The organism is Acinetobacter sp. YH12208, from assembly GCF_013418055.1.
In the GTDB taxonomy this organism is placed as follows: Bacteria; Pseudomonadota; Gammaproteobacteria; order Pseudomonadales; family Moraxellaceae; genus Acinetobacter; species Acinetobacter pseudolwoffii.
In genome coordinates this window covers 1-21,371 of record NZ_VPCT01000021.1, presented here as the reverse complement: position 1 = coordinate 21,371, position 21,371 = coordinate 1, and the positions used below count along the sequence as shown (strand labels likewise).

The following is a 21,371-nucleotide window of genomic DNA, read 5'->3' as shown; positions in this document are numbered from 1 at the left end:
GCTATTTAAATAATAGCTTGTTCTTTTAAATGAGATAGTGCAGCAAGAATATATGATGAGTTGAAGGTTACATCGGTATAGGTTGATGGAGATCGACTTCCAGTTTCCTTAAAAATCTTATAAAAATTATCAACTTCATCAGTGCTTAAAGGGCGAATATTATCTTTGTTATTGTGAACAAATAATTTTCCGTCCTCACTAAACATAATAAATTTAGATTTTCTAGATTCAGTTTCTAAATTAACTGGTGTAGAAAAAAATTTAACGAGAGTTTCATATAGATTAATATTCATGTAACTTAACCCTTTGTTTTCATGTATATATTTTTTCGATAAGCTCTCAATACTCATAGAAATAGCTTCTCTGGCTAAAAATGATTTCGTTCTTTGACTCTTTTCAGCCAGTTGATCTAACTGTTTTTCTAATTCTACAGGTAATCGAAGCATCAACATTATAAACAACCCAATCTAAATGTATATCAATTAGAGTATATCATTAAGATGGTAGTTTCAAATTTTTTGAACCGCTCTTTCTCTGATTTCAGGGGTATATTTTAATTTTGTCATCGGGATAGTCTCTCAGAATATTGACTCTCCGACAAACCCGGTACGGTTCAGACTGTGATCCACCACTGACTTGCATCAAGGCAAGGGTTTTACCTTGGGTAGCACGGATTGCTCCTCCTGCAAGTGGAATCCAGTCTATTTGTGATTTAAAAATGGAACTCATAGAACCATGACGTTCAGGTGAACACCAGACCATACCTTCAGACCATGCAAGAAGCTCATGCAGTTCTTTTACTTTTGGATGCTCAGTATCCGCATCTTCTGGCAAAGGAAGGCCCCACAAGTGATAGATACAGATAAAGCACACATATGGAGGTGCTTTGTCACGGTTAAAATGGGAAAGAAAATGTCCACCAGATCTTGAGCACAGGCAGGTTAAGTATAAAAATAACGTGATCGAATGTAATCATGGCAAGCTAAAGCGGATCATTAGGGCCACTTTAGGATTCAAATCGATGAAGACGGCTATGTCACATGCATCTATTCAGATGGCATTAAACACCGATGATGTACAGACGAAGTAGTAGCAGCCGATCCTACTAAAAGAATAGCAAACGATAAAAACAGCGATAAGCATGTTTTTAACCACTGCATAAAAATAGACCAAAAATTAAGCTTTTTTAGTTTTACAGATTCGAAAATAAATAGTAATAATTCATGAATAGTAGCCGAAGCTACCATTCATGAATCCAAATCATACTATTTTAAAAAACTAATTCGATGCCTGCACCATATTTCCATCCCTTTTCAGACTCTGTTGCCTCTTGCATAGAAGTGGCTTTCTGTCCTTTTTCATATTGGTAAGCAACATCAATGAAAGGTTTAATTCGCTTAGTAATCTCATATCGGGTTTTGATACCAGTTTTTAGTTCTGATAAACCTGATTTTGCAGCATAGTTAGAATCATCGCTAAATATTACATCTGCTTCGATATAAGGTTGAGTAATAAGTTTCTGAGTTAAAAGCAAATCACGTTCTAATTCAAAACTTGCTCCCCAAAAATTATTCTCACCGCCATAAAGATATGCTTGTGTTTCAAAGAAATAAGGAGCTAGACCTAATATACCAATAACCCCATCCACTCGATCGCTGCTGCTGTTATTTTTATCTTCACTATATCTTACCCCAGCTTGTACATCCCAAAATGGGGCTACGTTACGGCTATAAAGTGCTGATACAGCATATTTTGGATCATTACTTTCTGACTTTTCCGAATTGGCTTCAATAAATAGACGATTTTCATCTGTACCAATCAAAGTTTCAAACTTTGTTCCTAACCCACCTTTACCGTCTTCATCAACCATCCATTCATTTTCGAGTTTTGTAGTTTGATAAACTTGACCACCATGTTCTTTAAGATGATTATTATGGGAGGAATCAGCTGGTTCCAAATTCTTCCGCATAATTTGAATACTTTTGTTTCCCTTGTTAATATTTCTTTTTGAAAAATACTTTGGATAAACATTTTGCGGGGAATAGCTTAACCCACCAGATTCCTGCAATAGTACCTTCATACTTTCTGGCATATTGCTATCTTCTACTGGTTGAGTGTTCTTTGCAAAGGTCAGATTTGATAATCCAAATAGCGCAATCATCAAAGTTGTTTTTGAAAACAAATTATTAGTGATGTGCATGTGGATTTACTCCCTTCTCATTTACTTGGGACTGAGGAACAGTCTTTGTAGAATTACCATCTTCCACTTGAGCTACAATGAGTTTATTCATCATTCCTGCACTCATATGGTAAAGCAGGTGACAATGAATAGCCCACTCACCTAACTCATCAGCTGTGAGTAGAGTGGTTATCGTTTTCCCAGGTGGAACAATTACCGTATGTTTGTTTGGCATATTGCTTGGATCCTGACCATTCTCAAGCTGCATAAACATGCCATGTAAGTGCATTGGGTGAGCCATCATACTGTCATTGACAAATTTTAAGCGAATACGTTCACCATACTTCACCACTAGTGGGTCGGCTTCATTAAATTTTTTACCATTTATTGTCCAAATATAACGCTCCATGTTTCCACCAAGACGGATCTCTATTTCACGTTCAGCTGCACGAGTGTCTTTTTGAGGATCTAACGATTGCAAATCACTATATTGCAATGCTTTATTACCTTCAGGTGTTGAAGCATTTGCCCATCCAAATACGGTATTATCATTCTTGTCTGAAGCCGCCTTAACAGTAGCGCTATTCATCGGCATATCATGATCCATACCTTTCATAGAAGACATATCATGATCCATACCTTTCATAGAAGACATATCATGATCCATACCTTTCATAGAAGACATATCGTGATTCATGCCTTTCATAGAAGACATATCATGATTCATATCTTTCATTGAAGACATATCATGATCCATACCTTTCATAGAAGACATATCGTGATTCATGCCTTTCATAGAAGACATATCATGATTCATTCCCATATCTTCCATAGTCAATAAAGAACGAGGACGAGGCTTAGGCATCTCAATTTGTTTTACAGGTGAGGTATTTTCATCATGTAAGGTTCCAACCGAAAATCCAGTACGATCAATAGATTCAGCTTCGATTTGATAATGGGCTTGTTTCGGTTCAACAATGACATCATAAGTTTCAGCAGTACCTATACGGAACTCATCTACAGGAACAGGTTTTACAGGTTGACCATCGGCACTTACCACTGTCATTTTTAAATTTGGAATTCGTACATCAAAAAATGACATTGCAGAAGCATTAATAAATCGAAGGCGAACTTTTTCTCCAGCTTTAAAATTACCGGTCCAGTTTTGCTGAGGTGTTTTGCCATTCATTAAAAATGTATAGCCTGTGACATCAGACATATCTGTTTTCAACATCCGCATCTGATTCCACATAGAGCGGTCTTGCCAAGTTGCCTTTAATCCATCACGTTTAACTTGTTTCATGACATCAAATACCGTTTCTCGACGGTTCTGATAGTAATCTGCTTCTTTTTTAAGATTCTTTGTGATTTGATCACTTGTTGAATTATGAAAATCAGAAAGCAAAACCACATAATCTCTATCAGTTTTTTCAGATGATGTTAAGGGGGTTTTATTTTTCGGATAAATAACTAAAGCACCATATAGGCCGTCTTGCTCTTGCCCTTTACTATGGGAGTGATACCAATAAGTACCATTTTGACGAACCTTGAATTTATATTCATACGTTTTATTAGGGGCGATGCCTTCGAACTGGTTGAACCCTGGTACACCATCCATGATTCCGGGTAATATCAATCCATGCCAATGAATTGAAGAGTCCTGATTTTTTAGCTTATTATGAACACGAATAACGGCATCATCTCCCTCTTCAAATTCAAGAAGAGGGGCAACGAATTTACCATTAACGGTAATTCTCTTTAGCGGTTTTCCTGTAATATTTACAGTCTGTTCCGCGATCGTTAAATCATATTCTTTAACTGCCGCCATTACCCAAGTTGATGAAAATAAACCAACTCCAATTAAGAGTACATGACTTAACTTATTTGACATTCTATCTCACCGTTAAAAAGACCAGATTAGAGTATTAAGGCAATCCTTATCGTTAGCTCCAATACTCCTTTCCTGCTTTTATAAAATTATTTATTTGATGTATTGGACATATTCATTTTTGAATGATCCATTTTCGAATGGTCCATATTCATCATGGAATGATCCATTTTCGACATATCAGAGGAATTTGCCGCTTGCTGTTGGCTAGGTTCTTGCTGAACCTTATTATCCTTGTTCATCTTACAAGGTTTAGAACACGGCTCTTGTGCTTTTTTTGCAGTTGTCACAGCATTAGATTTCGAATTTGATAGATCTTTTGCATCATTTGCCCAAGATTGAGTACCAGCAATTAAAGTTCCAGCACACATTAAAATTGTTAGACTACGACGCACTACAGTTTTCATAAGTTTCTCTAAAAGTTAATTTCTTGCTACTACAATAAAGTGAAGCACTGAACATCTGAGTGACTTGAAAATGACATTTTTGTAATCTATTTCAATCTCGGGTTTTATAAAGTTATTATAGGTTTAATGAATGACTTAGGATTCTGAGATGAGAATATTATTGGTTGAAGATGAACAAAAAACTGGTGACTATCTCAAGCAAGGTTTATCCGAAGCTGGCTATATTACCGACTGGGTTACAGATGGGTTAACGGGTAAACATCAAGCTCTTTCTGAAGAGTATGACTTAATTATTTTAGACGTGATGTTACCTGGACTAAATGGTTGGAATATTATCAATGATATTCGTAGCAGCGGTAAAACAATGCCCATTCTATTTTTAACAGCCAGAGATCAGATAGAAGATCGAGTAAAAGGTCTAGAGTTAGGCGCTGATGATTATTTAATAAAGCCTTTTGCTTTTGCAGAGCTTCTTGCTCGAATCAAAACTCTCCTTAGACGAGGGCAGCAAAGAGAAGATAGTAATATTATTAAGATTGCTGATTTAGAACTTGATTTGAGAAAACGTCGGGTAACGCGAGCGGGTCAACGCATTGATCTGACGGCAAAAGAATTCGCGCTTATGGAACTTTTTATGCGTAGACGAGGTGAAATTTTACCAAGAGCGCTGATTGCTTCTCAAATTTGGGATATGAATTTTGATAGTGATACGAATGTCGTTGAAGTCGCTATTAAACGATTAAGAAGTAAAGTTGACAGTAACTTTACTCCCAAATTAATTCAGAATATTCGAGGAATGGGGTATGTACTAGAGGTAGAGGATGAATAATAATTTATTCAGAGCGATCAGTTTCCGGATCGGTATCATTTTCTCATTATCTACTATTTTCATTCTAATTATTATGGGTTTGTTCATAAATAAATTAGTAATGCATCATTTTGAAACTCAAGACCGTACCCAATTAGAAGGTAAAATCCAGCTTATTCAGAATCTTCTCCAACAGCATCCTAAAAATTCTCCAGAACTTAATTTCTATTTAAGAGATGCGTTAGTTGGACACCATGATCTTATGGTCCAAATAGAACGACCGACAGGTCAAGTTTTATTTAGTTCTGCATCCTCAATCATTAATACTCAAAATTTAATCAAGTCAGCAAATAATTCATGGATTAAATGGCAAGTTCAAAATAAGACCTATCGTGGCATGATCTACACTACAGGTATAAATAGAAATTCTGAAATACAATCTGTACGAATTATTGTTGGGATCGATACATCAGAACATCTACATTTTCTAAAAGATTTTAAGCGTCAACTTTTGTATATTGGTTTGGCTGGTACAATTTGTTTAATGTTTTTAGGTTGGTTTGCAACCTGGAGAGGTTTAAGACCCGTGCAAAAAATGGCTAAGGTCGCAGAAGGAATTTCTGCTCAACATCTTTCAGAACGTTTAGAAGTTGAGCATACACCAACCGAACTAAAATCATTGGCAATCGCCTTCAATGCTATGCTGGACAGACTAGAGTCAGCTTTAGAAAAACTTTCCGATTTTTCATCTGATTTAGCACATGAAATTAGAACACCGATTAATAATTTAATGACCCAAACTCAAGTATGTCTCGCCCGTAACCGAGATATTGGTACTTATCAAGAAATACTATTTTCTAATTTAGAAGAATTTGAACGTTTGGCTCGAATGGTGTCCGATATGCTTTTCTTGGCAAAAGCAGAACATGGCTTAAATTTACAGAACTTACAGAATATTGACCTCGTTAAAGAAGTTACCGCTTTATTTGATTTCTATGACGCTCTCGCTGCCGAAAAAAATATGACACTTCAACAAACAGGATCTGGCAATGTAAAAGGTGATCCTGCTATGTTACGTCGCGCACTCAGCAATCTATTGTCTAATGCAGTTAAATATGGAAACAAGAATTCTACAATACGGATAAAACTTCAACAGAATTTAGATAACACAATATTTTCAATTGAAAATGAAGGCCCTGAAATCTCTCCTGAACAACTATCCAGATTATTTGATCGTTTTTATCGAACAGATGCGTCTAGGCAAAGAACAGAAGAAGGAACCGGCTTAGGGCTTGCCATAACAAAATCTATTCTTGATATGCTTGGGGCGACCATCCAGGCTGAATCCCTCAATGGTCGAATCATTTTTACCATTGTTTTTCAAAGTGAATCCATGCAAGGGGAATCGTTTTAACTCATTTTTTGAACATCCTCCATTTACCCGAGTTGACCTTACATAAAGCTCAAACTGAGAGCCAGAGCTACGCCAGCACCTATCATGGCAATTGTGTAGCCAATTATGATGGCTCGGCCAAACTGTGCCCCCCCTGTCATCCATGCAATTGTCGCTTTGCTTAACATGTTGCTCAGTGTGGCCAGCCCTAGCGCGACAGCAGCCACATTTGTTGTTAAGCCTTCAGTACTATGCAGGCGGGCAAGTGAGACTAAAATAGCATCTACGTCTGCTAGCCCGGAAATAGTCGATAGTACGAAGATGCCGCTGGTGCCCAACCATTGTTTTGCTGCCGGAACCAAGACTGCCATGACAGAAAGGAAAGCAGCGAAGCTGAATGCTGTCCCAAGATCAAAAGGAGCCATTGCTTCTATTGTTCGATCGTTGTTTTCAGCGCTGGTAATTTGGCGTTGTCTCCACAGTGCCATACCCAGCAAAAGGATTCCCGCAATCATCATTGCACCACCAAAAGTGCTTAGAAGTGCGGGTTCAATGACGCCTATCAGTACAGCCATACGAAAAAACATGATGCCACAGGCAGCCAATGTTCCAGAAATAGCAGCACTGACCATGACGGGGTGCTGGCGTGTATAGCGTGCCAGTGCGACAGTTGCAGCTGTAGAAGATGCCAAACCACCCAATAGACCTGTCCAGAGTATGCCTCTTTCTGAACCGGTGAGCCGCATGGCAAAATGACCTGCCAGAGAGAGTCCGGCAATCAGGATCACTGCCCACCATAACTGGTAAGGATTTAATGCAGCAAAAGGTCCCATACCCGTATTGGGTAAGTAAGGTAATATAACGACAGAAAGTACCAGTAACTGTAGAGATGCGGTTAATTCACGATGTTCGATCAAGCGTAACCAACCATGTAAGGTTGGCTTGAGATCCAAAAATACAGCCACGATGACAGCCGCTGTTAATGCTAAAGTAACATTACCATGGGATGCATATGCACCTAGAACTAATGTCAACAGCATCGCGATCGTCGTGGTAGCGCTTAAATTACCGGAAATTTTTGCGGTACGCGCGTAGGATACCGTAAGTAAAAGGGAAAGCCCTAATACGGCTGCGACTAGTGGCCAAGGCCCAAAGTTTGGCTGTAGATGACCCAGCACTCCTCCGAGTAATCCTGTCAATGTGAAGGTACGTAGGCCTGCTACTCGGCTGCCTTCTGGCAGTTCACGATCATTCCATCCTCGTTCTAAACCAATGAGCAGGCCGATGGCAAGTGCTGCAACTAGGCCTGATACATCTGGTGGAAGAAAAGGACTCTCTATCATAGCTTTTTATGTCGCAGGCGAAGGGCATTCGTGATCACTGAAGCGGAGCTAAAACTCATGGCCAAGGCCGCAATCATGGGTGACAACAACCAACCTGTAAATGGGTAGAGTACGCCAGCTGCTATTGGGATACCCAAGGCATTGTAAAGGAAAGCAAACATGAGGTTCTGTTTCATGTTGCTGACAGTAGCTTCCGAGAGTGAACGGGCAACCGAGATACCGCGTAAATCTCCCTTGACCAGGGTAACTTGAGCACTATTCATTGCGACATCAGTCCCGGTACCCATAGCGATACCGACATCAGCCTTGGCTAGTGCAGGTGCATCATTGATTCCATCGCCGGCCATTGCCACGATGCGACCTTGCTTCTGCAATTTGCTGACAAGTTCGAGTTTATCTGCGGGTTTGACTTCACCATGTATCTCATCGATTCCCAGACGTGCTCCGACTGAACGGGCAGTGGTGAGACCATCTCCTGTTGCCATTACGATACGTAGTCCAGCTTCCTTCAGGGTGGTAAGAGCTTCAGGAGTACTTTTTTTGATGGGATCAGATACTGCAAGCAGGCCGGCCAATTCACCATTGATGGCTAGATGCATGACACTTGCCCCTTCCGAACGCAGCTCTTCGGCTTGCGGAATCAGAGATTGTACGGAGATACCCAATTGTTCCATCAGTGCCGTGTTGCCCAAAGCTAACTGACGATCGCCCACTTGACCTCGAACACCGATCCCAGAGCCTGATTCAAAATTGTCTGGTGTTTCAAGAGACAGGCCACGTTCGTGTGCTGCATTTACAATCGCATCAGCTAGCGGATGTTCACTGCCTTGATCCAGGCTAGCGGCCAGACGTAATACTTCAGATTCCTCGAACCCTGCTGCAGCTACTACACGGTCGAATGCAGGGCGTCCTTCAGTCAACGTACCTGTTTTATCGATGATTAGTGTGTCAATCTTGCGCAGATTCTCAATGGCCGCCGCATCACGGAATAGCACACCATGGGTGGCACCTTGACCCGTCGCAACCATGATAGACATTGGGGTTGCCAAGCCCAGTGCGCAAGGACAGGCAATAATCAGTACTGCCACAGCATTGATTAATGCATAAACCCAGCTCGACTCTTCTGGGCCGAACAGTCCCCATCCAAAGAAGGTAAGTAAGGCAATAGCCACTACAGCCATTACGAACCAACCTGCTACCTGATCAGCCATACGTTGCATGGGTGCTCTCGAGCGTTGAGCTTGCGCCACCATCTGTACGATCTGAGCCAACATGGTGCTTGAACCAATTTTCTCTGAACGCATGATCAATGAACCATTGGTATTCAGGGTAGCTCCAATGACTTTGTCGCCGACGCGTTTAGTGATTGGTAAAGGTTCGCCTGTCAGCATTGATTCATCTACTGAACTGCTTCCTTCAGTGACTACACCATCCACAGGAACTTTTTCACCTGGGCGAATTCTGAGTAAATCTCCTACATGGACATGAGTCAGAGGAACATCTTCCTCAGTTCCATCGGGCAGGATTCGGCGAGCTGTTTTAGGAGCAAGTCCGAGGAGTGACTTAATTGCAGCAGAAGTTTGCGAACGTGCTTTTAATTCCAGTATTTGCCCCAGTAGGGTCAAAGAAATGATGACCGCTGAAGCTTCAAAGTAAACAGCGACACGACCCATGGAGATAAATGAGTCTGGAAAGATTTGTGGTGCAATGGTCGCAACCACACTGTAAATAAAAGCAGCCCCTGTACCTAGACCGATCAGGGTCCACATGTTTGGGCTGCGATTCACAACCGATTGCCAACCACGGGAAAAAAATGGCCAACCTGCCCACAGTACAATCGGGAGTGACAACACTAATTCAATCCAGCTCTGAACTGCCATGTCGAACAGGTTCAGTTGATGGCCAAACATTGCCAAAAAAGTCACGACTATGGTGAGTGGCAGTGTCCACCAGAAGCGTCGACGGAAATCACGTAACTCAGGATTCTCATCTTCCTCTAACTCGGGAATGAGTGGTTCCAGTGTCATTCCGCATTTAGGACAGTTTCCAGGATGATCCTGTCTAATTTCTGGATGCATTGGGCAAGTATAGATGGTCGTGCCTGTTGTGCTTGCATCATTAACGGATTGAGTAGTCTGATGATGCTGTGTATGTGCATCGGCAGTCGTCGTTGCGGGTTTAGCGATATATTGCACCGGGCTGCTATGAAACTTTGATTGACATTTATCACTGCAAAAAAAGTAAGTTTTCCCCTTAAATTCCTCATGGTATTTCGATTCTTCAGTGACGGTCATACCACAGACTGGGTCTTTCAGTACGTCTGTTGTAGCCTGTGCCATATGGTCCTGGTTATGATTTTTTTGATCTGACATAAATAATTCTCTTATGGAAAAGTGGTTTTATGGCCGAATTTTGGAATAAATCTCGGAGTCTGTTGAGCATAGCTGTCATAGACAGCGCCAAACTGTTTACTCATTTCAGCCTCTTCCTTAATTGCCAAGCGGCTGTACATTAAGAGTAGGATTGGAAACATAATCAGTGTCAGTAAAGTTGGCCATTGCAATAAAAAACCCAGCAAGATCATCACAAAAGCCACGTATTGTGGGTGACGTATACGTGCATAAGGGCCTGTGATCGCTAAAGAATGCTGACGTTGCGCGTTGTACAGCACGTGCCATGACGTTGATAACAGGTAAAATCCATAGCCCAAGAAAACGTAACTGGCGATATGCAAAATGCCAAAATGTGGATCACCTTTTTCACCTAATAGCGTTGACCACAAGTGACCTGCATTATGAGAAAGTAAGTCAAGTTGAGGGAAGCGAGTTTGAAGCCAACCAGATAACAGGTAAATGGTTAAAGGAAAACCATACATTTCGACAAATAGAGCAATGATAAAAGCCGAAAAGGCCCCAAATGTACGCCAATCGCGCGCAGTGGAAGGTCTAAAAAAACTGAAAGCGAACATGATAAAAACTGCTGAGTTAATGATAACCAGCGTCCATAAACCATAAGCCGATTCCGCATGATTCATGATGGATCTCCTGATAAGAGCTATTTTTTGTTATCAGATATATCGGATTTTTTTTGCTGCGAGTGGTTATGCCCATGACCACCATGCATAAAAATATGCATCAGTGGACACGCTAAAAGGAATAAATAAGGCAAAGCACCGATAACGTGGGCTAAATGTTCCGTTAATAGAAAATAAGCTGCGATACCACCCAGCACGATTAGACCAATGGCATAACGTGTAGACCAGAAGTTAGGTACTGAATTATTTTCTTGGTGTTGGTGATTCATGGTGCTTTCCCCTAATTCATGGGTAACTATTTAGTTGCTGACGGAGGCATACAGTCCATCATCATCTGCATCATGGATTGCATCATGTCCATACGTTTTTCCATCATCTGCTGACGGTCAGCCATATTTGCATTCATGCTTTGGCTGCCCATCTGTTTCATCATACTCATACCTCCTTGCATGAGTTTCATGTGCTCAGCCATAAGTTTCTGACGTTCTTGTGGGGTTTTTGCAGCCATCATCTTCTCATGCATGGCTTGCATCGCCTTCATGTGTTGATCCATTGCAGCCATTTTATCTGTAGCAGTGGTGCTGGTAACTGTTTGCTTAATTGTTACTGCAGATGGTGCTGTTTTTTCAGGGTGGTGATCTTTGTGTTCATCGGATTGCTGTGCAAATGTATTCAATGACGCGGCTGCGATACATAAGCCCAAAAAAATGTTTTTGAATTTCATCATAATTTTTTCCTTTAAATAATTTGGAAGTAAAAGCTATGTTTTAGTACTGAACAGAGTCTAGGAATTTGACTACTAAACTGATGAAATTTTTGGTTATTCTCTGTCTCTCTTAAAAATTTTAGCACTATTAATTAATTATTTTTAAAAATGACAAAAATGTAATTTTGAGATCTTCTCGAAATATATAGTCTATGCTGAGATGACAAAAATTTTATTTAATATTAATCTTTTAAAACTATTAAAGTTGTTATGATTTTATGTGCTTAAAAAAATAAAAATGAAATGATTAGATGACTCCAAGGCTAGTTAGAGACACATTCTTAATGTAATTTACACTGTTATTCCTTTAAAGAAAAAATACAGTTGATCAAAATAGTTTTTTATAGAAAAAAGGGTGGATAATTTAATTATTAAACTTATTGGTATATTTATTAGATAGAAGGTAAAGAAGATTATTTTTAATATTAGGGTTTATAATCCAAATTTCAGAGTAAGGAATCTACTACTTATATAATAGAGATTCCATCTCCAAAACAGTACTACTGTATGAATGAGTTGTATTCAATGCAGGGAAGAATGTAGATCCTTAATACTAACGGAAAATTATTTTACTGAATTTTCATGTAAAGACTCATTTAATTGATCAATCACTGTCGTCCATTCACCATCAGAGTGTAGTTTTTCTTCTAAAAAATGACGTTGAGCATCAGTCCAAAAAATTGCTTGTGTTAAAAAAACATCTCCAGCTAGCTGATGGCTCTCTATGAATTTTGCAATTGCTTCTTCAGTAGAAGCTAAACCAAGCTGTTCAAATAATTTGGTCATTCTTGGACGTGTTTGAGTCATGTGCTTAGCCCACAAATTTATATTAGATCAAATTAAACATAACATGTTTATATTTAAACTAAAATATAAAAAATTAAATAGCTACTATTTTCTTAGACAAAATGATTACTACATTTCATAAATCAACCACCTACATAATTTGTTTGTTAAATGATCATTATTTTTCAATAAGATTATTTTAATAGTTAAAGATTTTAAATTTTAAAAATGACAAAAATGTAATTTTGAAGTCATCGCTCTGTTTCTGTCTCTCACTAATAATTGAAATATAAGAGGAGATGATGTGGTCTCATTAAATATAGATTTTATAAAGTCATCTCTAATGAACTAACGAATCAAGAGGAAACGTAAATGAAATTATTTCAAAATAAAATGACTGCTCTACGTAATGTTGTAGTAGCTGCAACGATGATTGTGGCTACTACAACTACGTTCGCTCATGTGAGTTTAGTGAGTGCGATTCCTGCGGAAAATGCATCTGTCCTTAGTCAACCAAAGAACTTGACCCTTAACTTTGGTGCAGAGGTTATGTTGATGAATATTAAGTTACTGGATGCTCAGCGAAGAGATGTTCCTTTAAAATATGAAGTTACGCATGACTTAAAGAAATCCTTTGATGTCGCTCTTCCGAAACTGAAAAAAGGTAAATATACCGTTGTCTGGACAACAATGGGGAAAGATGGCCACAACATGAATGGTGAATATAGTTTCACTATCAAATCAACTAAATAAGAATTGATTACCTTTCAACATGTCAGTGAGGTGCTGGCATGTTGTTCTAGAATGGACAAAAATAATGATTTCTGAATATTGGATGTGGGCCACTTGGTTAACTAAGGTTATTTTATATTTAAGTTTAGCTTTTGTCGTTGGTGGAGCCTTTTGCTATTTTTTACTTAGACAATATCTTGAACTAAAAGAATCGATTCTTAAATATATTACAATTGGCGCTGGATTAGGCCTAATTTCCAGTACCTTGGGATTTTTTATTCTGATTGGTAGTTTTGCCAATACTGGTATTACAGGGATGGTGGACCCCACGTATATTAATATATTGGTTAATACTCCGACGGGGTATATATACGTTCTTCGTTCTATTAGTTTTGCTCTTTTACTTCTTCTCATGGTGGTTAAAGTTAACAGGAACAAAGGTCAGTTTTCTATAATTGAAAGTTCAATATTTTGTATTTTACTTATCCCGATTATTTTTAGTTTTTCCCAGCTCGGACATGTCGCTAATTTAACCTTACTTGCTCAAATTTTATTATCAATCCATATTCTAGTTATGTCGTTATGGATGGGGTCTTTATATCCGTTATGGAAAACCAGCCGGGAAATAAGTGGTTTACCTTTAAAAGATCGCATGCATGTATTTGGACGTATTGCTGCTTTCATTGTTGGGATATTAATCGCCTGTGGCGCTAGTGTAGCTCTTCTTTTAATTAAAGATTTTAATACCTTAATCAATACTGCATATGGCTATGGTTTCATGGTTAAAATGTTTTTTGTTATAGGTATTCTACTTTTAGCTGCCTTCAACAAATGGTATTTCACCCCGCATCTTCAACATCCTAAATTTGCTAAACACCTTAGTCATGCCATTTTATTTGAGATGTTATTAGGTCTATCAATTCTATTAACAACAGGCTATATAACCACTGTCGTGGGTATTGAATAAGAGAATTTCAAAATAAGGTTATTGAGGAAATTTAACATTAGTACTTTTATCTTTTGTAGCTGAGCAATAAAGTTTCTACTGGACTGCCAGCTTACGACAATCAGAACAGTAAAATCGCATCATAAGGCATTTATATATTAAAGGTAGTCACCGGTTTTTAGCTTCAATCCATAAGAGTCTCATCTATTCAGTTCACTACTATTGATTGAAATAACTATCTTATAAATTTCAAAGTGATCGTAGATGACAAAAATGTCATTTTTAAGTCACGTTAATGTTGGTTAAGTACTTTTACTGTAGTCATTAGAACGCTATGCTTTAGAATACTCTGATGAAAACTATGGATGTAAACAGACCAAGTTACAGCAAGTAACTGATTCAGAGAAAGGCTGGTTGTATGGTGAAAGTTTAGAGTTACTGTTCTAATGGTTTAAACAAATGTTTTGTTAAAAAGGAGCAACATATGAAATTTCACATCGCTAATATGACTTGTGGTGGTTGTGCACGAGGCATTACTACTGCAATTAAAGAGCTCGACTCGAATGCATCACTCGATATTGATTTACAAAACCGTATCGTTGAAATCAACACAACGGTTAGTCAGGATAAAGTCATTGCCACTCTCGGTGATCGTGGATTTACAGCTGAGCCTGCTTAATCTCTGTTAGAGTAAAGTGGTAATCCCTTATCACTTTACTTACTCTTGTTTTTCTCATCGTACAGATAAAATCTGTACTTGCTTGCAATAAAAGTGCTGCCTGAATTCCCAATTATCTTGGTTCGAGCTGATCTTCGCATATAGAACTCAGCATATCTAAATGATAGAGATCGTATATGAGTACCGAAATGACTGATACGCCACACTACAGTGAAACATTAGAGATTGAGGGGATGACATGTGCTTCTTGTGTAGGCCGTGTGGAAAAAGCTTTAAAATCTGTTGAGGGTGTTGAATCGGCTCATGTAAATCTGGCTACCGAAAAAGCAGTCATTTATGCGCATCAACCACTTGATCGCGCTACTTTAATTAAAGCCGTAGAAAAAGCAGGCTACGAAGTGGAAGTATTGCAACCGATAGAGCTTACGATAGAGGGTATGTCATGTGCTTCTTGTGTAGGTCGAGTAGAAAAGGCTTTAAAATCTGTTGAAGGAGTTGAGTCGGCTCATGTAAATCTGGCTACTGAAAAAGCGACTATTCAGGCAAGCTCATCTGTCACTCGTGACTCGTTAATTCAGGCTGTCACCAAAGCAGGGTTTGAAGCAAAGTCAGTTCATCAAACTACGGAAAGCTTTCAAGATAAAAAGAATATTGAATTAGAAAAACTTAAAAAAGATTTAATTTTGTCAGTCTTATTGACTCTACCCGTTTTTATTTTAGAAATGGGATCACACCTGATTCCCGCCTTTCATACGTTTATGATGGATAACATTGGCCAACAAAATAGCTGGTTAATGCAATTTTTCTTGACCACAGTAGCATTAATTTTTCCAGGCCGACGCTTCTTCAAAAAGGGCATCCCAAGTTTATTCCGCTTAGCACCAGACATGAATTCCTTGGTGGCTGTAGGAACATTGGCTGCTTATCTTTATTCAGTGGTTGCTACTTTCTTTCCAAGTGTCCTGCCACAAGGCACGGTCAATGTTTATTATGAAGCTGCAGCGGTTATTATCACTTTAATTCTATTAGGTAGATTTTTTGAAGCCAAGGCAAAAGGCCGAACGTCTTTAGCAATTCAACATCTAGTTGGAATGCAGCCTAAAGTTGCCAGAATACAGCTCAATAATCAGGTGATAGAAGTTCCGATTGCCGAAGTTCAAACAGGAACGATTGTAGAGATTAGACCAGGCGAGCGTATCCCTGTCGATGGTGAAGTTATTCACGGCCAAAGTTTTATTGATGAATCCATGATTACTGGCGAGCCTATGCCCGTTGAAAAAACGATAGGCTCTACTGTGGTAGGAGGAACAATTAACCAAAGTGGCAGCTTAAATATCAAAGCCACCTCTGTTGGTAGTTCATCAGTGCTTTCTCAAATCATCCGAATGGTTGAACAGGCACAGGGTTCCAAGCTGCCTATTCAGGCATTGGTTGATAAAATTACCATGTGGTTTGTACCTGTAGTAATGGGTCTCTCTCTTTTAACTTTTATTACTTGGTTTATCTTCGGCCCTGAGCCAGCCCTAACGTTTAGCTTAGTTAATGCAGTTGCGGTACTCATTATTGCATGTCCTTGTGCAATGGGACTTGCAACGCCTACATCAATCATGGTGGGAACTGGGCGTGGTGCTGAAATGGGTGTTTTATTCCGTAAAGGGGAAGCTTTGCAGCTGCTCAAAGAAACTAAAGTGGTTGCTGTTGATAAAACAGGGACCCTGACTGAAGGGAAACCAATTTTAACCGATCTGCATGTCTTAGAAGGGTTTGAATACAATGCCGTACTTTCACTTATGGCAGCCGTTGAATCAAAGTCTGAGCATCCTATTGCTCGAGCAATTGTACAAGCCGCTATAGATAAGGAATTAATCCTGTCTCCTGTTGCTGATTTCAAGTCAGTCACGGGCTATGGAATAGAAGCAACGGTGTCTGAACATTTGGTTCATATTGGTGCAGATCGATATATGGAAAAACTAGGTTTGAATCCTAATGTTTTTTCTCAATTTTCGGATCGTTTGGGAGAAGAAGGAAAAACCCCTCTCTATGTTGCGATTGACCAGAAACTTGCTGCCATTATTGCTGTAGCAGATCCAATTAAAGAATCAACATTTGCTGCAATTGAAGCGTTACATCAGTTAGGTTTAAAGGTTGCCATGATTACAGGTGATAACCGTCATACAGCTCAAGCGATTGCAAAAAAACTAGGTATTGATGAGGTTATTGCAGAAGTCTTACCAGAAGGTAAAATAGAGGCCGTTAAAAAATTAAAAAATCAATATGGTAAACTCGCATATGTTGGAGATGGCATTAATGATGCCCCTGCACTTGCAGAAGCAGATATTGGTTTAGCAATAGGTACAGGTACAGACGTAGCTATTGAAGCTGCTGATGTGGTTTTGATGTCTGGCAACCTGAAAGGAGTGCCAAATGCTATCGCTTTAAGCAAAGCGACTATAACCAATATTCGTGAAAATTTATTTTGGGCATTTGTTTACAATGCAGCTCTGATTCCTATTGCAGCAGGTGTACTTTATCCGCAATTTGGACTGCTACTTTCTCCTGTATTTGCTGCTGGTGCAATGGCTCTCTCGTCAATATTTGTACTAGGAAATGCTTTACGATTAAAACGTTTTAAAGCCCCCCTTGCAATTATTTAACCATTTTTTATATACATTTAAAGTTTTGTTGGCTTTACTTTATATATTTGGAAATAGTCTAAGCCATGTTGGCTTTTATTAAATATCATACAGTTGATATTCTAATTATTTGAGAGGGATTAAGATGAAAAGAATTTTATTAATATGCTTTATAGGCATGTCATTTACCTATGCGAATGCTCATTCTGGGGGAACGAACTCACAGGGTTGTCATACCAACAGTAAAACTGGTGATTACCACTGTCATTAATAGGTGCGCACACAGTTTTTTTATTTAAAAGACTGTGCTTTAAAGTTATAAGTAGCGTTTAACTAAAGCTAAAAATTCATTCAGTTCTTTTTCCTTTATTTTCTCAGTATCACCGAGTACATGTTCTCTAAGATGAAGTTCTATTAACTCATTCATTAAGCCATTTATCGCACCTTTAATTGCTGCAACTAGCTGTAATACCTCAATACAAGAATTTTCAGAATTTAAAATATTCTGTTCAAGGGCATTAGTTTGACCTTGAATTCGTCTAATCCGATTTAAAATTTTTTTGTTCTGATTTAAGTGAGACATACTATTCAACCTCAAGAACATATACTATGGGGGAGTATTAATTGTGGTGCAATAAAATGTAATATCTAAATAATGTTAAAAGTGACCATTCGCATCAATTTGACGAAGGAAATCCTTTAGCACAAAAGAAAATTTTAATCGCAACCATCCTCACTGGTGTAATGATGGTGTTTGAAATTTTTGGAGGATGGTTCTTTAATTCCATGGCTTTATTGGCTGATGGATGGCATATGAGTTCTCATATGTTGGCATTGGGCTTAGCTTATTTTGCCTATAAAATGGCTCGAAAATATGCTCGTGATCAGAGATTCTGTTTCGGTACATGGAAGATAGAAATCTTAGCTGGATATTCGAGTGCCATTTTATTGATGGTTGTTGCTGTATTCATGGGTGTTCAATCGATAGAACGTTTATTCAATCCTGTGAATATTCACTACAACGAGGCAATTTCAATTGCGATTGTTGGCTTGATCGTTAATTTTATTTGTGCCTGGTTACTACGTGAAAATGGTCACCACCACCATCATCACTCTCATGATGACCATGACTTAAACCAGAAAGCCGCTTTTCTTCATGTAGTAGCAGATGCAGTAACTTCTGTATTAGCGATTATTGCACTTTTCGCAGGGAAGTATTTTGGATGGGATTTTTAGATGCAATTCTAGGGATCGTAGGTGCAGTGCTTGTAGCACAATGGTCTTGGGGATTGATTAGAGAAACAGGTAAAACATTGCTTGATGCAGAGATGGAACATCCTGTAGTAAAGGAGATTCAGGAAGTTGTAGAGGAATTAGATAACCAAATTACGATTACTGATCTGCATGTCTGGAAAGTAGGTAGAAGTAAATTTTCATGTATTTTATCCCTAAATACAGTTAATGACTCCTTAACAGCAGAGGTAGTTCGTAAAGCTTTGTCAATTCATGAAGAGATTGTTCATATTTCTGTTGAAATTAACAAGAATTTCCATGTTGTTTAAATTAATATTTATTCCTTTTAAACTTTATCAGTCTATTTATGTAAATCTTAGATTAGAATTTGTTTGTTGTAGAGCGTCGGGGCGCCTCGGCAATTCTGCGTGTTGAAATAGAAAGGAAAATTCATTACTTTAAAGCGCAAAGCGTGTTGCAGATGCAGCTCTTATTCCGAGGAATTTTACACTGGTATCGCCCGCCGATAGAAACACCAGATCCGGCAGTCAGGACGTAAATAACCATTCCTCCAGTTTAAATAAAAAAACCTGCAGATTCGATGCAGGTTTTTTTTAGAGATAATCAATCGCGTCTTATTTGGCTTTACGCTCTTTCTCGATCAGGTAATTCACCACCTGAATGACTTTGGCATCATTACCCTGCACAATATATTTACCATTCACGGTCACTGCCGGAACACCACTTAACTGATACTGAGCAGCCAGATTTTTGGCTTGGGCAATTTTCGAAGTGATCGGGAAAGATTTATAAGTGCTGTTAAATTTCGCTTCAGGAATACCATAGCGGGTATAGAACTTGGCCAATTGCGCCTGTTCTAAAATTGGACGTTGCTTATCATGAATATCATGGAATAATTGTAAATGTGCTTTTTGACGCACACCCAATGCTTCAGACACATAATAAGCACGCGCTGCCTGCTCCCAGAGTGGATTCATTGCAGCCGGCGTACGTACAAAACGTACATCTTTTGGTAATTTTTTCAACCAGCCCTGCATATGTGGTTCAAGCGCGAAACAGTGACCACAGCCGTACCAGAAGAATTCACGTACCTCAATTCTGCCCGGTTTTTCGACTTTGACTGGTTTTGCAACCACCTGATAGTCCTGACCTGCCACAAAATTGGCCATAGCATTGCCTGAAAAGGCCAAAACAGATGCGGCAACAGCTCCTAAAAGGAATTTTTTCATTGGGATTATCGTCCTCTAAATCATTATGCTTAGTGTATGGGTTCACTATAAATCAATTATGCCGGTTCCGTTTTCATGCTGCGAACTTTTGTGCTATCAGAACCGCTACATTAAAGTATGCGACTGATTTTAAGTCAGTTAATATGGCCATTCGACCGCTATGTGTTTTTAGATAATCACAAAAGTTAAACTTTGAGTAATAAAAACGGTTATAATTTCTACGATTAAAACGTAGTGGTCAAACCTACAGTAAATATTAGCTTCTTACTATTCTCTTCAGTAACAGCCGCGTGGCTCTGAGAATGATCTTCTGACATACAATAGTTTCCTTATTCTATTTACGATTAGCTGAGAGACTTGAGTAAGCCTCAATATTTCTGCTAAAAATTGCTTACTATAATTGGTCAAGAAGCTTTCTTTTCATTTATCCACCGGGACAATATTGGTAATAAAACCAACATAAGAAGGGTTGATGAGATAATTCCTCCAATAACCACATTTGCTAGTGGGCACTTTACTTTTTTCTCCAATTCCAATGCCTCCCTAACTAATTAGAGAGTTTTAAGCATTATTACATGAATCTTTCCAGTACTATTGTTGCAAATATACTAAGTTGCATATTTATTCCTGCCTATGTATAGGAGCATATGTAACCCTAAAGTTTAAAATAGTCTTTTCGGATTATTTAAAAATTTGAAAATGGTAAAGAATAAATTAAAAACAATAAATATATTTATCATTCGATTTAAAAAAATTAATTAATCTTAGTTACACCATACTAAAAATAACTAATTTTTAGTTTTCCTAGTTATATGTGCTTCATTATAATTTTGAATTAATTCTCTTCACACCCTTTGCTTTTTTCATTGTTAATTATTTCTAAATTTTTCTCTAAGAAACGAAGTCCCCCATCAGCAAAACTACTGGTTGAAAAAACTATAGTAAAAATAACTAAAACAATCTTCATATATATATTATTGAATCTAATCATATCTTGGACCAAAAAATAATTTCTTCATATACTAATTCCTAGATATATACACCTAAATGACAACCAAATTACAAATTTGTAATTTTGTTAAGGTTTGTCCTAAAAAAAATAAATTAATACTATTTTAACAAAGATAAGTTGTTGCTGAAAAATTTGAATTGTAAGGGATTTAATTAGGCACTGTTGCAAATAGAGATTTGAGTCGATGATGTTCCCTTTAAAAAGTACTTAGAGACCGAAAACCCTGTTGATTAGACACACTTCACCCTGAGGCTGACCATAATAAAATGACGATGCTTGTCC

20 protein-coding genes and 7 pseudogenes are annotated in these 21,371 nt (G+C 38.3%); 10 read left to right on the top strand and 17 right to left on the bottom strand.

The genetic code is table 11. The features are described from left to right. Positions 1 to 5 precede the first annotated feature (5 nt). On the bottom strand, positions 6 to 452 hold the full coding sequence (locus tag FTU95_RS13725) for a ribbon-helix-helix protein, CopG family (RefSeq protein WP_016658834.1): 447 nt from the start codon (positions 450 to 452) through the stop codon (positions 6 to 8). 88 nt (positions 453 to 540) lie between these two features. Then, on the bottom strand, positions 541 to 834 hold the full coding sequence (locus FTU95_RS13720) for an NAD(P)H-dependent oxidoreductase (protein ID WP_373685761.1): 294 nt from the start codon (positions 832 to 834) through the stop codon (positions 541 to 543). A gap of 9 nt (positions 835 to 843) precedes the next feature. Here FTU95_RS13720 and FTU95_RS13715 point away from each other — a divergent pair. After that, positions 844 to 1,033: pseudogene (locus tag FTU95_RS13715) on the top strand (DDE-type integrase/transposase/recombinase); the annotation flags it as partial. Positions 1,034 to 1,049: 16 nt separating this feature from the next. Here FTU95_RS13715 and FTU95_RS13710 read toward each other — a convergent pair. The 4 genes and pseudogenes from FTU95_RS13710 to FTU95_RS13695 form a co-directional block, all read right to left on the bottom strand. Further along, positions 1,050 to 1,247, bottom strand: a pseudogene (locus FTU95_RS13710) (hypothetical protein); the annotation flags it as partial. 23 nt (positions 1,248 to 1,270) lie between these two features. Then, positions 1,271 to 2,200: a copper resistance protein B gene (locus FTU95_RS13705; RefSeq protein WP_159516737.1), complete on the bottom strand. Its 930-nt coding sequence runs from the start codon at positions 2,198 to 2,200 to the stop codon at positions 1,271 to 1,273. Further along, positions 2,187 to 4,070 (bottom strand): copper resistance system multicopper oxidase, encoded by a 1,884-nt coding sequence (locus tag FTU95_RS13700; RefSeq protein WP_180076561.1) that lies wholly within the window; start codon positions 4,068 to 4,070, stop codon positions 2,187 to 2,189. The genes FTU95_RS13705 and FTU95_RS13700 overlap by 14 nt, the downstream gene beginning before the upstream one ends. 86 nt (positions 4,071 to 4,156) lie before the next feature. Then, positions 4,157 to 4,474: a hypothetical protein gene (locus FTU95_RS13695; RefSeq protein WP_004755899.1), complete on the bottom strand. Its 318-nt coding sequence runs from the start codon at positions 4,472 to 4,474 to the stop codon at positions 4,157 to 4,159. A 148-nt stretch (positions 4,475 to 4,622) separates the two neighbouring features. Here FTU95_RS13695 and FTU95_RS13690 point away from each other — a divergent pair, with 148 nt between their 5' ends. Both FTU95_RS13690 and FTU95_RS13685 read left to right on the top strand, forming a co-directional pair. After that, positions 4,623 to 5,303, top strand: a complete 681-nt coding sequence (locus FTU95_RS13690; protein WP_004668313.1) for a heavy metal response regulator transcription factor — start codon at positions 4,623 to 4,625, stop codon at positions 5,301 to 5,303. After that, on the top strand, positions 5,296 to 6,696 hold the full coding sequence (locus FTU95_RS13685; RefSeq protein WP_159516735.1) for a heavy metal sensor histidine kinase: 1,401 nt from the start codon (positions 5,296 to 5,298) through the stop codon (positions 6,694 to 6,696). Before FTU95_RS13690 ends, FTU95_RS13685 begins: the two co-directional genes overlap by 8 nt. Before the next feature lie 38 nt (positions 6,697 to 6,734). Here the strand turns inward: FTU95_RS13685 and FTU95_RS13680 are convergent, their stop codons facing one another. The 6 genes from FTU95_RS13680 to FTU95_RS13655 all read right to left on the bottom strand — a co-directional run bounded on the left by FTU95_RS13680 (position 6,735) and on the right by FTU95_RS13655 (position 12,625). Beyond that, the gene (locus tag FTU95_RS13680) at positions 6,735 to 8,018 is read right to left on the bottom strand and encodes an MgtC/SapB family protein (RefSeq protein WP_180001712.1); all 1,284 of its coding nucleotides are present in this window, start codon (positions 8,016 to 8,018) and stop codon (positions 6,735 to 6,737) included. After that, positions 8,015 to 10,390: a heavy metal translocating P-type ATPase gene (locus tag FTU95_RS13675; protein ID WP_159516733.1), complete on the bottom strand. Its 2,376-nt coding sequence runs from the start codon at positions 10,388 to 10,390 to the stop codon at positions 8,015 to 8,017. The genes FTU95_RS13680 and FTU95_RS13675 overlap by 4 nt, the downstream gene beginning before the upstream one ends. An 11-nt stretch (positions 10,391 to 10,401) precedes the next feature. Further along, the gene (locus FTU95_RS13670) at positions 10,402 to 11,052 is read right to left on the bottom strand and encodes an isoprenylcysteine carboxylmethyltransferase family protein (RefSeq protein ID WP_004663997.1); all 651 of its coding nucleotides are present in this window, start codon (positions 11,050 to 11,052) and stop codon (positions 10,402 to 10,404) included. Between the two features lie 20 nt (positions 11,053 to 11,072). After that, a complete protein-coding gene (locus FTU95_RS13665) occupies positions 11,073 to 11,321 on the bottom strand; it encodes a DUF2933 domain-containing protein (RefSeq protein ID WP_004695740.1) in 249 nt (82 codons plus the stop codon). A gap of 26 nt (positions 11,322 to 11,347) precedes the next feature. After that, positions 11,348 to 11,779 (bottom strand): hypothetical protein, encoded by a 432-nt coding sequence (locus FTU95_RS13660; RefSeq protein WP_004695737.1) that lies wholly within the window; start codon positions 11,777 to 11,779, stop codon positions 11,348 to 11,350. A 603-nt stretch (positions 11,780 to 12,382) separates the two neighbouring features. After that, a complete protein-coding gene (locus FTU95_RS13655; protein ID WP_004281876.1) occupies positions 12,383 to 12,625 on the bottom strand; it encodes a DUF2789 family protein in 243 nt (80 codons plus the stop codon). A 351-nt stretch (positions 12,626 to 12,976) separates the two neighbouring features. Between FTU95_RS13655 and FTU95_RS13650 the strand changes: the two genes are divergently transcribed. The 5 genes from FTU95_RS13650 to FTU95_RS15195 all read left to right on the top strand — a co-directional run bounded on the left by FTU95_RS13650 (position 12,977) and on the right by FTU95_RS15195 (position 17,865). After that, positions 12,977 to 13,357: a copper resistance protein CopC gene (locus FTU95_RS13650; RefSeq protein ID WP_159516732.1), complete on the top strand. Its 381-nt coding sequence runs from the start codon at positions 12,977 to 12,979 to the stop codon at positions 13,355 to 13,357. Positions 13,358 to 13,421: 64 nt separating this feature from the next. Then, a complete protein-coding gene (locus FTU95_RS13645) occupies positions 13,422 to 14,303 on the top strand; it encodes a CopD family protein (RefSeq protein WP_159516731.1) in 882 nt (293 codons plus the stop codon). A 463-nt stretch (positions 14,304 to 14,766) separates the two neighbouring features. Next, positions 14,767 to 14,961, top strand: coding sequence for a heavy-metal-associated domain-containing protein (locus FTU95_RS13640; protein ID WP_004679365.1), 195 nt, complete (start codon positions 14,767 to 14,769; stop codon positions 14,959 to 14,961). Positions 14,962 to 15,137: 176 nt separating this feature from the next. Further along, complete coding sequence (locus tag FTU95_RS13635; RefSeq protein WP_159138927.1) at positions 15,138 to 17,615, top strand: heavy metal translocating P-type ATPase; 2,478 nt, start codon at positions 15,138 to 15,140, stop codon at positions 17,613 to 17,615. Positions 17,616 to 17,739: 124 nt separating this feature from the next. Further along, complete coding sequence (locus FTU95_RS15195) at positions 17,740 to 17,865, top strand: YHYH domain-containing protein (protein ID WP_094148905.1); 126 nt, start codon at positions 17,740 to 17,742, stop codon at positions 17,863 to 17,865. A gap of 45 nt (positions 17,866 to 17,910) precedes the next feature. On the opposite strand, the gene FTU95_RS13625 is transcribed toward FTU95_RS15195, so the two are convergent. Further along, positions 17,911 to 18,177, bottom strand: coding sequence for a metal/formaldehyde-sensitive transcriptional repressor (locus FTU95_RS13625; RefSeq protein WP_159516729.1), 267 nt, complete (start codon positions 18,175 to 18,177; stop codon positions 17,911 to 17,913). 80 nt (positions 18,178 to 18,257) lie between these two features. Here FTU95_RS13625 and dmeF point away from each other — a divergent pair. Together dmeF and FTU95_RS15190 are read left to right on the top strand one after the other, a co-directional pair. Continuing rightward, a pseudogene (gene dmeF, locus FTU95_RS13620) lies at positions 18,258 to 19,156 on the top strand (CDF family Co(II)/Ni(II) efflux transporter DmeF); the annotation flags it as partial. Positions 19,157 to 19,284: 128 nt separating this feature from the next. Then, positions 19,285 to 19,386, top strand: a pseudogene (locus FTU95_RS15190) (TetR family transcriptional regulator); the annotation flags it as partial. 76 nt (positions 19,387 to 19,462) lie between these two features. On the opposite strand, the gene FTU95_RS13615 reads toward FTU95_RS15190, so the two are convergent. The 4 genes and pseudogenes from FTU95_RS13615 to FTU95_RS13610 all read right to left on the bottom strand — a co-directional run. Continuing rightward, positions 19,463 to 20,077: a thiol:disulfide interchange protein DsbA/DsbL gene (locus tag FTU95_RS13615; RefSeq protein ID WP_004281236.1), complete on the bottom strand. Its 615-nt coding sequence runs from the start codon at positions 20,075 to 20,077 to the stop codon at positions 19,463 to 19,465. Positions 20,078 to 20,254: 177 nt separating this feature from the next. After that, positions 20,255 to 20,394 (bottom strand): annotated as a pseudogene (locus FTU95_RS15120) (cation transporter); the annotation flags it as partial. Between the two features lie 87 nt (positions 20,395 to 20,481). After that, positions 20,482 to 20,598: pseudogene (locus FTU95_RS15185) on the bottom strand (hypothetical protein); the annotation flags it as partial. 698 nt (positions 20,599 to 21,296) lie between these two features. Continuing rightward, positions 21,297 to 21,371 (bottom strand): annotated as a pseudogene (locus tag FTU95_RS13610) (IS6 family transposase); the annotation flags it as partial.